General features: G+C 41.9%; 12 protein-coding genes. 9 read left to right on the forward strand and 3 right to left on the reverse strand.

Annotated elements, in window-relative coordinates; translation table 11 throughout:
* Positions 1–82 precede the first annotated feature (82 nt).
* On the reverse strand, positions 83–2,098 hold the full coding sequence (locus A7968_RS06570; protein WP_064665762.1) for a TonB-dependent receptor: 2,016 nt from the start codon (positions 2,096–2,098) through the stop codon (positions 83–85).
* Between the two features lie 147 nt (positions 2,099–2,245).
* Here A7968_RS06570 and A7968_RS06575 point away from each other — a divergent pair, with 147 nt between their 5' ends.
* The 9 genes from A7968_RS06575 (at position 2,246) to A7968_RS06615 (ending at position 12,271) form a co-directional block, all read left to right on the forward strand.
* Positions 2,246–3,583, forward strand: coding sequence for a hypothetical protein (locus A7968_RS06575; RefSeq protein WP_064665763.1), 1,338 nt, complete (start codon positions 2,246–2,248; stop codon positions 3,581–3,583).
* 51 nt (positions 3,584–3,634) lie between these two features.
* A complete protein-coding gene (locus A7968_RS06580; protein ID WP_064665764.1) occupies positions 3,635–5,017 on the forward strand; it encodes an NlpC/P60 family protein in 1,383 nt (460 codons plus the stop codon).
* Positions 5,018–5,026: 9 nt separating this feature from the next.
* Positions 5,027–6,139 carry a mandelate racemase/muconate lactonizing enzyme family protein gene (locus A7968_RS06585; protein ID WP_064665765.1) on the forward strand — a complete coding sequence of 371 codons (1,113 nt, stop codon included), beginning with the start codon at positions 5,027–5,029 and terminating at the stop codon, positions 6,137–6,139.
* Positions 6,136–6,897 carry a L,D-transpeptidase family protein gene (locus tag A7968_RS06590; protein ID WP_084448065.1) on the forward strand — a complete coding sequence of 254 codons (762 nt, stop codon included), beginning with the start codon at positions 6,136–6,138 and terminating at the stop codon, positions 6,895–6,897. The genes A7968_RS06585 and A7968_RS06590 overlap by 4 nt, the downstream gene beginning before the upstream one ends.
* Before the next feature lie 114 nt (positions 6,898–7,011).
* A complete protein-coding gene (locus A7968_RS06595; RefSeq protein ID WP_064665767.1) occupies positions 7,012–8,604 on the forward strand; it encodes a sodium:solute symporter in 1,593 nt (530 codons plus the stop codon).
* Complete coding sequence (locus tag A7968_RS06600; RefSeq protein ID WP_064665768.1) at positions 8,601–9,512, forward strand: glucosamine kinase nucleotide-binding domain-containing protein; 912 nt, start codon at positions 8,601–8,603, stop codon at positions 9,510–9,512. Before A7968_RS06595 ends, A7968_RS06600 begins: the two co-directional genes overlap by 4 nt.
* Positions 9,502–10,437: an N-acetylmuramic acid 6-phosphate etherase gene (murQ, locus tag A7968_RS06605; RefSeq protein ID WP_064665769.1), complete on the forward strand. Its 936-nt coding sequence runs from the start codon at positions 9,502–9,504 to the stop codon at positions 10,435–10,437. The genes A7968_RS06600 and murQ overlap by 11 nt, the downstream gene beginning before the upstream one ends.
* 36 nt (positions 10,438–10,473) lie before the next feature.
* Positions 10,474–11,619, forward strand: a complete 1,146-nt coding sequence (locus A7968_RS06610) for an exo-beta-N-acetylmuramidase NamZ family protein (protein ID WP_064665933.1) — start codon at positions 10,474–10,476, stop codon at positions 11,617–11,619.
* Positions 11,620–11,746: 127 nt separating this feature from the next.
* Positions 11,747–12,271: a hypothetical protein gene (locus A7968_RS06615; RefSeq protein ID WP_064665770.1), complete on the forward strand. Its 525-nt coding sequence runs from the start codon at positions 11,747–11,749 to the stop codon at positions 12,269–12,271.
* Positions 12,272–12,361: 90 nt separating this feature from the next.
* On the opposite strand, the gene A7968_RS06620 is transcribed toward A7968_RS06615, so the two are convergent.
* Positions 12,362–15,382, reverse strand: coding sequence for a carboxypeptidase regulatory-like domain-containing protein (locus tag A7968_RS06620; RefSeq protein ID WP_064665771.1), 3,021 nt, complete (start codon positions 15,380–15,382; stop codon positions 12,362–12,364).
* A gap of 481 nt (positions 15,383–15,863) precedes the next feature.
* Positions 15,864–16,709, reverse strand: a complete 846-nt coding sequence (locus tag A7968_RS06625) for a MurR/RpiR family transcriptional regulator (protein WP_064665772.1) — start codon at positions 16,707–16,709, stop codon at positions 15,864–15,866.
* Positions 16,710–17,001 lie beyond the last annotated feature (292 nt).

Genomic DNA, 17,001 nt, shown 5'->3' on the forward strand with positions numbered 1-17,001 from the left:
AAACCCCAGATCCGGTTTGCTTATTAAAGTATAAACCGGATCAGAGACGTTTTTAGTTCAATACTTGTTAAACTTCAGCAAATTAAAATAACAGGCTGAAGTTTAGGCGCATGGTACGCGGCTCAATCGGGTGAAAGTGATTATCTTCAACCCCTTCTGCAGGCTCACCAGCTAAGCGTGATGCATAGAAGTAGTCAATATCGTGATCAGTACTATCAAATATATTTAATAGCTCTAGTCCCACTTTCCAGTGCGTTTGTTGATAACTAACTAAGCCATTAACTACTGTAAGTGGCTCTGAGCGTTTATCACCATCGCTACTAAGTATGCGCTTACCAATATGACGGACACGTACTGAAGACTGCCATTGCTGCGTTATATGCCAATTAATGCCAGTGCTAGCGACGACAGGCACCGCGCCTTCAATTCTATCGTCACTTGAATCGATATCTAAACGAGAGTGAGTGAATGAGGCTTCAGCGTCTAAGCTCAAGGCATCATTAAGCCAATAATAAGCACTGAGTTCTAAGCCGTAACGTTTTGATGCATCACTGGCCTCTGTATTACCTGCATCACCCACAAACAGTAATTCAGAATCTAGGCTTAGCCACCACAAGGCGGCAGATAAATTAAACTGTTGCTGATCAAAGTAGCGCAGACCCAGCTCAGCCCCATTACTTTGAACCAGTAAGTCTACTTTTTCTGCGGCATCTAAGGTAACAGGATCTTGGACAATCGTGGCTCCGCGAGCATCATTTGAATGATACGATTGCCCCCAGTTGGCATAACCGGCAAGGTTGTCATTAAACAGATAATTTAGGCTGGCTTTAAAGCTAATTAAATCATCATCGGCACTGCCTGAATTAACACTGTTATTACTATCAACATCTGCGTCAAAGTAATCATAACGCACCCCAAACGAGGCTTCGAGCGCTTGGCTTAGGTTCATTTTTGACTGCCAATAAGCTGAGTAACTGGCTTCGTCTACGGCATCTTCACGCACAGTACTTAAACGTTGACGCTGTTTGGTATTGTATAAGCCCACTTGATCAATATCATCGCGGCGATATTCAACTCCTACGGTATGTTGGATCGGCATTTGTGCGAGGGTGTCAGAGAATTGATAACTCAGTGCGCCACCACTAATTGTGCGGCTATCGATTTGTTGGAACTGATCGCCATTAACCGGATCATTTAAAAAGTAAGAGAAGTTAGAAAACAAGTCCATATCATAATTGATCACATAGGCATTGGCTTTAATATGCTGACCTTGCCAATTTGCCGATAAACTATAACGACTAGAGCTGCCGCCTACCGTAGTATCGAGTGAACCCAGTTCGCTGATAATACCTTGATCTACAGCGCGCTGCGGAATTTGATCCGCTGAGTTCCAGCTATTGTCGTAGGCCATTGCTGTAACAGATAAATCACCATCCCATGCTTTGCCGACATAACGAAGCAGGGCATTTTTTTTATCGACATCTTCATTAATATCTTGCCAGGGGCCGTCGTAACCTTGCCATTCACCGGCAATAATTATTTTACCGTTAGCAACACCAACAGTGCCTAATGCCATTAAACGTTGATAGTTGTCTTCGCCAAGTGTGATGTCAATTTGTTGATGTTTTGGGTTGTCGGCTAAATTAAACTCAGCGCTGCCAGCCGTTGAAAAGTCACCTTGCGCCGCCCCGTAAGCGCCTTTTTGATAGTCGATGGTTGCTATCGTTTCAGGAATAATAAAATTCAGATCAGTATAACCCTGGCCGTGGCCATGGCTGCGCATATTAATAGGCATGCCATCAATACTGGTCGCAAAGTCGGTGCCGTGATCAAGATTAAACCCACGAATAAAATATTGATTAGCCTTGCCAGAACCACTGTGTTGAGTAACTGCCATACCAGGGATAAGCTCCAACATTTCAGCGCTACGCAACATTGGGCGATTTTCTATTTCACCTTGGCCAATTACACCGCTGGAGGCACTGATTGAATCGCCAATAAGGCCTGTTCGATGACCATAAATTGTTATTTCTTCTATATTGGCAAATACTTGGCTCGAGCAGAATAAACTGCCCGAAAGGATTAAAAAGCTGCGCATACTGATGTCCTTATAATTTAGGTTTATTTTTCATAATTACTACTAATACGTTTAGTGATGTTAATTGGATGCAAATATTTGCTTGTGGCGGAAAATATGTTATTTTTAATAAAATATTCCAAAAATAATAATTAAAAGGAATTTAAGTTGATTCTAGCTAAACTAAAAAAAGTAGCACTGAAACTAACCTGTGTGAGTTTAGTCGCTATGCTTGTTGCATGCCAAAGCCAAACACAGCAAAAGGCACCTATAACGCCAGCAGAGCAACATCAGCAGTTTTATCAGCAGGTGATGCTAGCTGCGCCCATTTTACCGGCTGATCTTACAAATATCGCAATGGGAGAGCACTCGGTTGCAAACCATGCTGCGCAATTTCGATATAAAACGGCGAGTGACGTTGATTACAGCAAAGCAGGTTGGCAACAACGAGTTGCTGCTGATTGGCAATATTTTGATATTCCCGCAGCAAAAGGAAAGTTATTAGTAATTGATTACCAACAGCAAGGTAGTCAGTTGGCCTATCGTTATTTAGCAAATGGCAGTCAGAATGAATTATATGAACCGTGGAGTTCATCTAAAATCCAAGCATTTAGTGGCGCAATCGCAAAAGTAAGAGCAACTAACGCAAAGCTGGGGGCACGTGCCATAATCGGTAAGAGTAATGTCGCTGATTTGATCACTAGCATTAACAGTTATGCATCTTTTGGCAGTGCTGACGGCAACTCAAATGCTATTGCCAGCTATTTCATTAACGTTGCTGGGCGTGAATATTTAACTAAGTTATTTGCAGATAGTTGGCTAAAGCTCAATGATTCTCGGATTATGTTTAAAGGTGCGTATGCGACAGACGTTTTTACCCCTAGCACGACTCGTTGGCAAAGTATTGACAGTGACACTATTAGTAGTGATATCGCTTATTTTACTGCTAATGGTGATGATCCTGCTTATTTAGGTTATCGCTGTGATGGCTGTGGTTTAACCGGAAATAAAGCAATGACAACGTTAGCGCAAGCAGAATGGTTAAAGCGCTTAGCGAGCCATACGAGAGAGCCACTAACGCAACAGCCATTTTTGCACGCACAAGATGTTGATGTACTTTTTAATGGTACGGGGCATACAGATAAAACCGCGGAAGTGGGTGGTATGATGCAAGGTATCAGTCAAATGATCTCTGAGTCATTAGCACACGCTTTAGCTCCTAATGATACTCGGCCTGCAAAACAAGTACTGGATGAATTAACACAGGGACAATGGCGAGTATGGCAAAAAATAGGTTGGGGGCCGAGTGAAACTCGCGCAACCACAGAAACGGTAATGTTAGCGCATGTTTATTTACCGTTTATCCAAGGTGGACGAGAGTTCACTTTAGCAGCACAAAATAGTGTGCCAGGTGCAAGTGAAGAAAACTTAGCCGCGACAGGGTTACAAATGCAGGCTAATTTTACTCAGGCATTTAAACAATTACTGATACCGAATAGCCAATAAAGGCAGTATCACACAATTTATAAAGCAAATTGAAAATAGAGGACTACCCGAATGCGACAAACACTTATCGCCCTAAGTATTTCATTAGCCAGTTTTGTAATTATGGCACCCGCAGTGGCAGAGGCTAATACGTGGCAGTCGGACGTTATTGGGGTTACTCAATCACAATTAACACCACAGCACTGGTTAAGCCAAGTGACTGATAAAACGCTGATGAGTGCAGCGCAAATTACGGCGTTTAATAAACACTTAATTGCAGAAAATGAACATATAGTTGATCCACTTGAGTTTGCCTCACAGCTAACTCGTGAGCAGTTAAAAACGCATATTTTAAGTATTAGTGCGGTCCCAAAAAGTCCGCGCTTTTATCCTAATGGTAGCCCGTTAACTGCTAAGCACTTTGCAAAATATCAAGCTAACTTGAATCTAGATGCGCTGGCAGATAACAATCAAGTTAGTTACGCCATGGTAGTAAAACGTACTGCTCTGCGTACATTTCCAACTTGGGATAGAGTGTTAAATAGTGGTTTAGATAAAGACCTAGATCGTTTCCAAGAAAGCGGCTTGTTCCCAGGTGATACCGTTGCTGTATTGCATGAAAGCGCAGATAAAAAATGGTTACTTGTGCGTGCATATAATTATTTAGCTTGGGCACCAAAAGCGGATATTGCGATTTCAAATAAAGCAAAGTTACGTGAATTCAAAAATAACGATGATTTTTTATTGGTCACTGGTGCTAAAGTTAATACTGCTTATGTGCCAGATGATAGCAGTACATCACAAGTACAATTAGATATGGGAGTGCGTCTGCCTTTAGTGCCTGCGGAGCAGGTACCAAATTTACTGCATGGGCAAAATACTTACGCAAGCTATGTTGTACAACTGCCAACCCGTGATCAGCAAGGTCAGTTAGTGTTAAAACCGGCACTGATTAGTCGCAGTAGTGATGTCAACCTTGGCTATTTACCTTACAACCAACAAAATTTGGTCAAACAAGGATTTAAGTTTTTAGGCGAGCGTTATGGTTGGGGGCATGATTACAATGGCCGTGATTGCACCGGTTTTGTAGGGGAAATATATAAAACCTTTGGTTTATTAATGCCACGAAACTCGGGCCAGCAAGGTAAGGGTGAGTACGGTATAAATTATCGTTTTGATAATACCAACTCAGAGCAACAGAAGCTTGCCATAGTAAATAAAATGCAGGTCGGCGATCTAATTTATATACCAGGCCACGTAATGATGTATTTAGGTGATCAAGACGGCCAGCCTTACATCATCCACGATGTAAAAGGCCTAGGTTACAATAAGCCTGATGGCAGTTTTTATTCAAGCTCGCTCAATGGTGTATCAGTAACGCCATTATTGCCACTGCGTTTATCGCAAACAAAAAGCTATTTAGATCGCACCTATAACATTAAACGTATTCGCTAGGAGTAAACCATGAAAATTACCGCAATACGTTTTGCCAAACTAAAAGTGCCCTTAGTCACACCCTTTAAGACCGCACTGCGTGAAGTGAGCTTTATTGAAGACTTAGTGGTGATCATTGAAACCGATAAAGGTGAAATTGGCTACGGTGCTGCAGCATCAACCCCAGTTATTACGGGGGACACACACCAAAGTATACTCAGTGTGATCAAGCAATTTATAGCACCCAAATTGCTAGGTATGGAAATTGAAAACCTCAACCAAATATGCCAGCTGATCCAATCAAGTGTGGTGGCAAACTACAGTGCAAAAGCTGCGCTTGAGTTGGCAGTTTATGATTTATGGGGAAAATTATACCAAGCACCGCTGTATAAATTACTCGGCGGCGGCAGTAAAACCTTACGTACCGACATCACCATCAGTGTTGATAATATAGATAAAATGCTCAGTGACTGTGCTTTGGCTGTGTCGCAAGGCTTTGATATTTTGAAAGTGAAAATAGGCAATGATCTACAGCAAGATATCGAACGAGTGAAAGCGATTTATCAGGGCTTTGGTCAGCAAACGCAAATTCGCTTGGATGTAAATCAAGGTTGGGATGCCAAACAAACGGTGTTTGCATTACAGAAACTAGAAAGCCACAATGTTGAATTAGAACTTGTAGAACAACCGGTAAAAAGTGATGACTTTAAAGGCTTAAAATATATTACTGAACGGGTCAACACACCCATTATGGCGGATGAAAGTGCGTTTTCGCCAAAACAGGTCATTCAGTTATTAGAACAAAATGCTGTTGATATTATAAATATTAAAGTGATGAAAACCGGTGGCTTAAGTCGTGCCATCGAAATTGCCAATATTACCGCCCAATATCAAGCTCAGTGCATGATTGGTTGCATGCTAGAAGGCAGTATTGCAGTTGCTGGGGCGGCGCATTTAGCGTCGGCAAAAGCACAGCAGATCAGTAAAATAGATTTAGATGGTCCAGCACTGGGCCAATATGATCCGGTGCAAGGCGGTGTTGAGTTTAATGGTCCCGCAATCACCTTAAGTGATGGCCCAGGTCTGGGCATTAAAAGTATCGATACATTACAACCGATCAACGATGGAGTTTGGCCTTTATGAAGAAAATAATAATAACTTTACTTGCCACAACTGCGCTCAGTGGCTGCGCTAATAGTGCAAGTTCGGTGGTTACAAGCGAGACTCTGATCCCAGCGCAAAGTCAACAGCTAGTAGTCGTGGTTGCCGATGACTGGCAAGCAATTGATGCGCAGTTATATCGATTTGAGCGAGTTGCAGGGCAGTGGCAGCAGCAAGGGCAAAAGCACAGTGTGGTATTGGGACGCACCGGTTTAGCGTGGGGAATTGGCTTACACCCAGAACAAGCTGGTGTACAAAAACAAGAAGGTGATGGTAAAGCACCTGCCGGAATTTTTGAGCTAGGCACCGCATTTGGCTATTTAGATTCATTAACCACCAATATGACTTATCAGGGCATGACTGCTGATGATTATTGTATTGATGTCAAAGGTTCACCATTTTATAACCAAATGGTTGATAAATCGGTCGTTGGTGAGGCCGCGGTTAAAGGTTCATCGGAGTGGATGCGCCGTGATATTTATAGCCAAGATAACCTGTATAAAAAAGGCCTAGTCGTTAAGCACAATAGTCAAAACATTGATGGTGCAGGCAGTTGTATTTTTATGCACCTATGGCGTGCAGAAAATAAACCAACAGCAGGCTGCACGGCAATGACAGAGCAAAACATGGATACTTTGTTAGCCTGGTTAGATGAGCAGAAAAAACCCTTGCTTGTGAGTTTACCTGCTTCACAATATCAACAAAAACAATTGCTTTGGAATTTGCCTACCCTTAAATAATAACCATAAAGCCTGTTTGTTATCTGGCTTTATAAAAAATAATAAAACTGTTTTCTTTTCACTGAATTAATGGAATAATATATTCCATTAATTGGTTTTAGATTGGGATAATAAATGAGTGCACAATACACCTTGCTAGACTGGCTCGTGTTTGCAAGCTACGGAGCAATTTTATTACTCAGTGGTTGGTGGTTTAATCGCAAGCGCGCTAATTCAAGTAAAGACTTCTTTTTAGGCGGCAATAGCATGCCGACCTGGATGGTGGCTATTTCAGTGTTAGCGACATCACAATCTGCTGCTACTTTTATTGGTGGGCCCGACCAAGGTTATCAAGGTGACTTGTCGTATTTAGCGACTAATATTGGCGCATTTATTGCGGCGTTTATAGTGTCTATTTTTCTGATCCCTAAGTTTTATCAGCAAAAAGTGTATACGGTTTATGAATTGCTCGAAAAGCGCATTGGCCCTAAAGCAAAACGCCGTAGTGGCCTTATGTACTTATTTGGCCGGGTGTTCGCCAGTGGCGCTCGTTTGTACATGGCAGCCATTGCTGTCGCGATGATTTTATATGGCAATATCAATGCAGATAGCGTCATTGTTGCTACTTTATTACTGGCACTAGCTGGCCTGCTGTACACTGTATTTGGTGGTATTCGCAGTGTTATTTATTCTGATGTACTGCAAAGTGTCGTGTATGTTAGTGCTGCCATCGCTGTAATTTGGTGCTTATTAACCCTTATTCCTGCCGATTTTTCGACTATTCTAGCAACCTTAAATGAGCCAACTCCAGGTGCTGATTCTAAATTGGCTATTTTTAAGTTTGATTTAGACTTTGGCCCAAGTGGTGTATTTAACATGGCATCGGTATTAACCGGTTTTGTACTGCTTAATATTGCGGCTTTTGGCCTTGATCAGGATATGACACAACGCTTACTCACCTGTAAAAGTGACAAAGAAGGCAGTAAGGCATTGCTGCTTTCTATTGTTATGGTTATTCCCGTGATGTTGGTGTTTATCTTTATCGGCTTATTACTGTACATCGTGTACCAACAGCCGACATTAATGAACAGTGATGGCGCGCAAGTGGTGCAAGAGTTCAATGGTGAAAAAATCACTATCTTTATGTATTACGTATTGAATGAAGCGCCAGCTGGCGTTAAAGGTTTAGTGAGCGTGGGTATTATAGCTGCGGCTATTTCAACCTTAAACTCAGGGTTGAGCTCTATGTCATCGGTTATTGTGCAAGATTTATATCGTCCTTATTTAGCGACTAAAAATAAACACGTTGCCGATACTCATTTTGTTAAGGCAGGGCGTGTAGGCATGGCTGTGGTCAGTTTTGCATTGGCCATGATGGCGATCCTTTGTTACTTCTGGCAACAATACAGTGATATGCCACTATTAAAATTTGCACTCAGTGTGATGGTATTTTCATACAGTGGTTTATTAGGTGTGTACTTCACAACATTATTCACAAACCGGGGTAGTGAGGGCTCAGTACTGGCGGCGTTGATCGTTGGCTTTATGGTAACGCTATTAATGCAACCTTACATGATTGACTGGTTACTACCTGAATCATCACGTTTTTACTTAGGCTTTACTTGGCAGTTGTGTATTGGTACTGCATTATCGACCTTAGTATGCTGTTTGGGTAAAGCACAGCTAGCCCAACGTGGCCAAACGGCGGTTGGAGCAGAGCAAGTATGAGCCTAGATTATATTCTCGCAATAGATGGTGGCGGCACCAAAACAGTCGCCAAGTTAATTCATTTGCACAGTGCTCAAGAATATATCGCTCACGCAGGTGAGGCGTCGATTTACAATGATTTTAATACGGCAATAAGCAGTTTGCAGCAGGTGATCAACAGTGTATGTGAGCAAAGTGGTGCACAACATAGTCAGATATTAGCGGTCATGGGGTTAGCCGGTGGTTCATCAAAAGCTTTAGTTGAGCGAGTCACAGCTACTTTACAGCTAGGCTGCGATATTGAGTTTGCACAGCTGATGATTTTCAGTGATGCCATAACCTCATTATACGGCGCTAACCTTGGTCAGCCGGTCGCAATGCTTGCTTTAGGCACTGGTGCTGTAGGGGCAAGATTAACAGTACAAGGCGACACTAAATTAATCGGAGGCTGGGGGTTTTCAGTCGATGATTTTGGCGGTGGAGCGCGTTTAGGGTTAAGCGCAGTACAACGCTTGTTAGATGAAATAGATCGCTTTGACCAGCCGCAAAACCCGTTAACAAAACAGTTAAGTGAACAAATTGGCGGTGATCGTGAACATATTTCCGCTTGGCTACTAAATGCCAAAGCGGTGGACTATGCCCGTTTTAGCCCGCTTATTTTTAGTTTAAAAAATCAATGTCACCTCGCAGATGCGGTACTGGGCGAACATGCACGCCAAGTAGAGCGATTGATTGAAAAATGCCGTGGCGACAGTCAACTACCAGTCATTATTATCGGTGGCTTAGCAGATGTAACCATAGCGTTATTAAATGAGCATATACAACAGAATTTATCTCCCCGTCGAGGGGATTCGTTAGTTGGGGCGGTGATTTTAGCCACCGACCAAGTTAAAAAATTGACCACAAAAGGATTACGCGATGAGCCCTGAGTATGTTTTTAACCAGCAGCGCGCGCTTTTAGAAGAACTGAATGGGATTGTCTCAGAAGGACAAAATCTAGATACCCTAGATATTGATTTACTTGATAGTACTGAGATATTAACGAAAATTAATAATGAAGATCAAAAGGTTGCAGAAGCTGTAAAACTCGTGATCCCGGAAATAGCCAAAGCGGTTGATCATATAGTGACCGCGTTTAAGCAAGGCGGCCGACTCATTTATATTGGTGCAGGTACCAGTGGCCGACTTGGGATCTTAGATGCGGTTGAATGCGCACCGACCTATAGTGTAAGCGATCAACAAGTGATGGGCATTATTGCCGGTGGTGAAACAGCGTTTAAAAAAGCGGTAGAAGGCGCTGAAGATAGCTTAACACTCGGTGTAGAAGATCTTAAGGCAATAAACCTACAAGCAAAAGATGTTGTAGTTGGCATAGCCGCCAGTGGCCGTACGCCCTATGTACGCGCCGCTATTGATTACGCTAAATCAGTAGGTTGTACCACTGTAGGGGTGACTTGCAACCCAGACTCAGCGGTGATGAAACAGCCTGATATTGGTATTTGCCCGGTAGTAGGTGCAGAAGCGGTAACCGGTTCAACGCGCATGAAATCAGGCACAGCGCAAAAGTTGGTACTTAATATGCTCAGTACTGCCAGCATGATCCGTACAGGTAAAGTGTATAAAAACTTGATGGTTGATGTTAACGCAAGCAATGAAAAGTTGCATGCTCGTGCTATTCGTATTGTGATGCAAGCAACCGATTGCACCCATCAACAGGGCGTTGAAGCTCTTGCCCAAGCCAAGCAAAGTGCCAAATTAGCTATTTTAATTATCTTAACAGGTAAAGATGCAGCGCAAGCTGAGCAAATGTTAAACCAAGCCGATGGCTTTTTACGCAAAGCGGTGGAGCTGTAAATGTTGATCAGAATATTGGTTATTTTACAGTGTTTGATGTTGAGCGCCTGTGCTCAGCAGAGCGCTGAAAAGAGTGCTTCAGTAGAGGCGACAATGACTGTTGGTGCAGTACAGTACCAGCAGTACTTGCCTCAACTTGAGGGTAAGCGAGTTGGCTTAGTGGTTAATCAAACTTCACAAGTTGATGGCATTCACATTGTTGATTTATTGCGTGATAAAGGCGTAAATGTAACTAAAATATTTGCTCCTGAACATGGCTTTCGTGGCGATCATGATGCAGGCGCTCATGTAAAAAGTACCGTGGATGCAAAAACGGGTATCGATGTGGTGTCTATTTACGGCAGTAATAAAAAGCCGGATGCGGCAGTATTAAGTGAATTAGACGTGATCATTTTTGATATCCAAGATGTTGGCGTGCGCTTTTACACTTATATCAGCTCAATGCATTACATGATGGAAGCCGCGGCGCAGAACAACCTTGAATTTATCGTACTGGATAGACCAAACCCAAATATTGCCTACGTTGACGGCCCCGTATTAGACTTAAAATTCCAGTCTTTTGTGGGCATGCATGAAATTCCTGTGCTGCATGGTATGACGGTGGGCGAGCTGGCTAAAATGATTAAGGGCGAAGGTTGGATAGATCAAGCTCAGGCACTTAGCTTAACGGTTGTGCCAGTAGCTAATTATAGCCGCGATATGACATACAGCTTACCAGTCAAGCCGAGTCCAAATTTACCTAACGATCAATCAATTGCACTTTATCCGTCATTATGCTTTTTTGAAGCAACGCCAATAACCATTGGTCGTGGCACAGACTTTCCATTTCAAGTAGTCGGCTATTCACCAACGCCGCTAGGGGAATTTAGTTTCACCCCTCGTGCGATTAAAGGTGCATCTATGAACCCAAAATTTAAAGGGGTTGCGGTGCAAGGTTTAGATTTACGTGATAGTACAATTAAAGGGCTCGATTTAAGCTTATTTATTAGCGCCTACAACACCTTAACAGAGCATCAGCAAACGTTTTTTGAACGAGCAGGTTTTATGGATAAGCTCGCCGGCACAGACAAACTGCGTTTAGCGATTGAAGCAGGTCAAACAGAGCAGCAAATCAAACAAAGCTGGCAGCCAGACTTAGCCCGTTTTAAACAGCAACGCGCGCCATATCTGTTATATCAATAAGGTTATTGTTAATTCACTGAATTTCAAAACGCAGCTTAGGCTGCGTTTTTTATTGCCTTTAAAAAAAGCTAACTGTATGGTTTAGTTATATAAACCAAAAGCTATATAAACTTAAAGGAATATCACAATGACAAAAATAGCATGGTATAAAAAGCCTGAAATGATCGTTGCACTGTCAGCATTGCTCATAAGTGTTGTGACAACAATAATAGGGCTTTACTCCACTATGATTGATCGCTCCTATGCAAGAGCGTCGGTTTGGCCAAGAGTGGAAATTTATAGAAGCCATTCGCTCGAAAAAGGGTATTTTAGCTATGGCGTTATGAATAACGGTACGGGGCCGGCAATTATTAAATATGCCAAAGTTACTTACAAAGATAAACCAGTTAAAAAATGGTCGGACTTTATAGTTGAGACTAGTTTAGTGCAATCCCACATTGGCACACGTATTCTACCAAGCCAAGCGAATGTCAGTGTGGTTAACATAGCGAATAAAGCTTATGTAGCTGATATGCTGGAAATTGATAAGCAGGTTATTATCGAACTTTGCTATTGCTCTATTTATGATGAATGTTGGCTTGCAGATAGAAGTAACCAGTCAAAAGAAATCGCAGAGTGTGAGATCAGTGACGAGCAGCGATTTATTCAGTAATGTTCATTTCTTAAATAAAAAAGGCCACAAAAGTGGCCTTCCTAGATGGGAAAGTAAGCGCTCATTGAGCACTTGCTTTAATCCATAAGATTAAAACTTAAAGTTTACAGATAGCTGTAAGCTACGTGGGTTGTAGTAGCTACGTGCTTCACCAAAGTTTTCATCGCTAACGTACGGGTTATTGTTATACCCTGTTTGGCGATTAAATACGTTGAATAAATCTGCGCGGAACTGCATTTCGAAATTACCCGTAAGTTTAAAGTCTTGCGTGTAGTTTAAATCTAACTGCCAATGGCTGGCACTACGGCGGCTACCTGCAGGCTCGCCGTAACGACTCGTACCACTTGAGTAACCGTAGATAGAGCCATCCCATGCTTCCCACGGTTTACCCGATTGGAATACGAAATAAGCACCTACGTTCGCTTGCCAAGGCACTGTATAGTAACCATATACTTTTAATAGGTGTGGTTTATCACCAGATAGCGTACCGTACTTATTATCCCATGAATAGCGGCCGCGGCCATCACCATAGTTTGATGAACCGATAAAAGTATTCGCATCATTGCTTGCAGCGGTATTATCTTGGTCAAAGTTACCATAGTAATGGCTCCACACATATGAAGCGTTTACATAGCTGTTTTCACCTAAGTATTCAGCTTCAATACTGGCTTCCCAATATTTAGTTTCGCCGCCATCAACTTCAGCAATTACATAAGATGAACCGCCAATTTCGTCACGAATATCAGCAAGGTTATCTACATATAAGCCTTGATCAGCAATATTCTGTGGTACGCCATCTGCTTCAACACCTGAGTAATCAGTTAGGCGGGCATCATTGGGCATATCTTCCCAAAAATGGTTGCCTTTACGGTGACGAACGTGAGCACGTAACACTAAGTCACTACCAACGTATTTTGTTGTACCAAGTGTAAATTCTGTAATACGACGTGGGGTTAAATCATCGGCAAAGACTTTACCCGATGAACCTTGACGAGGCTCTGCGTAAATAACATTACCTTCGGCATCGAATTCAACCTCAATTTCAGCTCGGGTATTACGATCCCACGATGCCGCACGTGAAAGTGAGCTCGCTTCAGGGTTATACATAGAAAAGTTTGCAAAGATTGAATCTTCTTCAGAGTACGTCCATGTTGCACCTAAGCGCGGTTGGATCATATCTGACCAATCAGTTTGGTACATTTTGTACTTATTGCCAGGAGCCGTTTCATAACCTGAAATAGTGCCGGATTTTTCGCGTAAGCCTTGGCCATACCAAGTATCGCGGCTAACAAGCACACCAATGTTGTAGGTCCAATCACCGACTTCAATTGAGTCATTGATTTCAAAGTTGATTGATTCACTTTCTGAGTTGATAGCGGAAACCGCAGTGTTACCACCCACTAAACTCATTTGTTGTACTTTGGCACGATAAATAACCGGCGCGCTGCTACCTTCTTCTAAACTTTCATCTAGGCCACCCACATACGAGATACTGCCCCAGCCGTTTGATAGGCGCGATAGGACTTCCTTACCTTCTTTCCACTCGGCACCAATATGCAATGTGTGGTAAGTATCACCCCAATCAAATTCATGATCTAGGTTGATTTCAAGTGAGTCACGGTAGAAGTCGATATTATCGTATTGCGAATATGCACCTACACCGCCACCACCTTTCATTTGGCCGTTCTCAGTATAACCGTATTGGTTTATCAGCGGAGTTGCACCAGCGTTAAATGCGGCGATTTGCGCTGCAGTATAATTATCATCAGCATCAAGTAGGCTCGGTACAGCAAAGTAGCCCATTTGATCTAGGTTTGCTAAATCAAGTTGGCCTGTTAGTGATGGCACTACAGACAGTGGAGTGTCAGGTATACCCGCCGTTTCAAGCTCAAATTTACTGTATTGGAATGACAGTGTGGTTGCTGAGCCTAAAATCCATGAACCATCTAATGTGAAAATATCTTGATCGGATGTATCGCCTACAGATACGCTGTCGGTTTCATACGCACCGATTGAGCGTCCTTCAATGACTTTTTCAGATGTACGCTGTGAAATATTTAATAAAATATCGTCAGTAGGTGCCCAGGTTAATTTACCAAAGTATTCATCACGAACACTTTTGTAATTTTTTACAGCGCCGTATGCAGTATCTTTATTTTCACGTGTTACCTCAGGGCGATAATACGAAGTATAAAAGTAAAGCTCATCTTCAATGAGTGGGCCGCTTAAACTGGCCGTTAGCCAACTTTTATCTTCTTCATATGATTCTTCGCCTTCTTTCGTTGCAACAAATGTTTTCGGTTGTGCTTTGTACTCAACATTGCCATGGAATTCGTCAGTACCTGACTTTGACACTGTGTTGATCGATAAACCACCAGAGCGATTGAAGCCAACGGCTTTAGCACCACCACGGTCCATAGTAACAAACTCAACATCGTGTGTTGATGGCTCTGAGGCTAAGTTACCAAACATCGGTAAAGATACATCCACACCATCAAAACCATAGGAGTTATCAACCCCTGAACCACCCGCTGATGGGCCAAGTGTGGCGTTTTGAGAAAGCTCGACACCGGGTACTAGCTTTAATAGGTCACGGTAATCTTGACCAACAGGCACACCTTCAATGGCTTTTTTACCAAGCGAGTTACTTAGTGAAGAGTTACCTTGGCGAAACAGTTTACTACCTGTCACCGTGATCACTTCAACATTATCTTTTTTGCCGCTCAGCGTGACATTTACATTCGATGTTTGCTCTAATAAAACATCCACTGTCATGGTTTGTGTAACGCCATTATTATCAGTGAAAGTAAGCTCGTAAGTGCCAGGCTTTAGTTGTGGTAAATCATAACTACCATCTTCGCGAGTAACCACGGTACGGGCTTTCGGCATTACGTTACTGCTAGCTGTAATAGTAATACCAGCCAGAGATTGATTTGCCTGCTCGGTGGCAACTTTACCCTTAATACTCCCGTTTAAATTTGCGAATGCGGGTGCACTGGCTAGTGAGGCAGCTATAAGCGCTGTGGTTATTGCAGTTTTAGGAACTCTCAAAGCACGATGTGTGGCCTGCGCTAAAGAGCTAATATTGAAGGTTGGTGCATGTTTTTTCATTGTTTCCCCGTCCTTTTATTATAATTTGTCTATCGCTCCGGACTAATTATCCACTCTAGAGTCATAAACTTGTTGCCAATATATTAAACAGCTGTTGCAGAGAATGGTCAAGAATATTTTTTTCTAACAATTGGTTGCTATAGAAATAAAATATATAAAAACAGTTGGGGTGATGTTCTTTTAGCTCGCTATTATTTTCAATACATCACGTTTTGGTGCAATAGAATTAATTTAAGTTGTTGTTTTAAAGTTATAATTTATCTTTTTATGGTTTTTGGAATATATGAGTACAGTATTTTTAATAGTTTGAATTTAAATCAAAGTAGGTGTTTTTATAGGGACTAATAAATTACATTGAAATCTTTATTGTTAAAATAATTTATATTTTTGGCGTGACTGGTTTGTATAATAAAGAAAGCGGGGGAATATTTACAGAGAAAAACCAAACAGGGATGAGTTATACCTGTTTGGTTGTTTACGTTTAGTGGTTTCTGAACTCTCCAACCACATCATTTGAATGTTCTAATAACTTACGACCTTGGCGGCTTGACTGCGTTAGGGCGATAAATAGAATGTCAATTACAAAATCTTGCGCGGTACGGGCAAGAATTGATGATAACCTTACTGACTCTTCTTCTGCCACAGAATACAGCCTTACATTGGCTTGATCAGCAACAGGGCTACTACCAAATTTAGTAACAGAGATCACATAACTGTCGTTCTTTTTAGCTTGTTTTACTACTTCAGCAATTTCTCTGGTGACACCTGACTCACTGATCGCAATGACTAAATCGCCTTTGGCAAAGGTAGATACATACGCTAGTTGCGCATGACCATCGGGTTCAGCAATCGCAGGCATGCCTAGTTTTTGCAGTTTATAAGAGAAGTCTTTAGCTACAAGAGCTGAGCCCCCTAAACCACAAATCAAAATTCGCTTGGCTGACTTTAGCAAACTGACGGCTTGCTCGATTGCCGCTGCTTCATTGAGATTTTTTGTTTCAGTCAGCACGGCCAGCTTACTACTGAGTAGTTTTTCAGCAATTTGCTCTAAAGAATCGTTTAACGTAATTTTTCCGTGTAGCTTTGGTTCTGACGTTTCATCATTGAGCGCATCAATAACAGCCAGCTTAAAAGCAGGAAAACCTTTATAACCCAGCTTTTGCGAAAATTTCACAACACTCGACTGGCTTACACCCACCACTTTAGCCAGTTCTACTGATGAGAGGTTACGAATAGCGTTAGCTGAGTTCAAGGTGAAATCGGCTAGTTTGGCTTCGCTGCTCGATAGAGACTGACGTAAGGCTTTAATTTTTACAAATGTAGACATACTACTCGCTTATTTTTATATTTGGCGTATTTATAGCATTAATCGAAATAAATTTGTACTCAATTTGGGTTCAGTGTAACTGTCTTTGCTATACTCTTATGCCTATGCGTACAAAACAAATAAATTATTCGTAATGAACGATATTATGTTTTGGAATATTCTTCAAGAATAATTGGAATAATATAATTTTAATTAACTAAATTTACAACAATCAATGCCACTAAGTAATAGATTTGTCTTAGGGTAGTGAATTAGCTATGTGCCAGTTAGATATAAAATATCCTTTTGCTTT

It is taken from the genome of Pseudoalteromonas prydzensis (genome assembly GCF_001661495.1).
In the GTDB taxonomy this organism is placed as follows: Bacteria; Pseudomonadota; Gammaproteobacteria; order Enterobacterales; family Alteromonadaceae; genus Pseudoalteromonas; species Pseudoalteromonas prydzensis.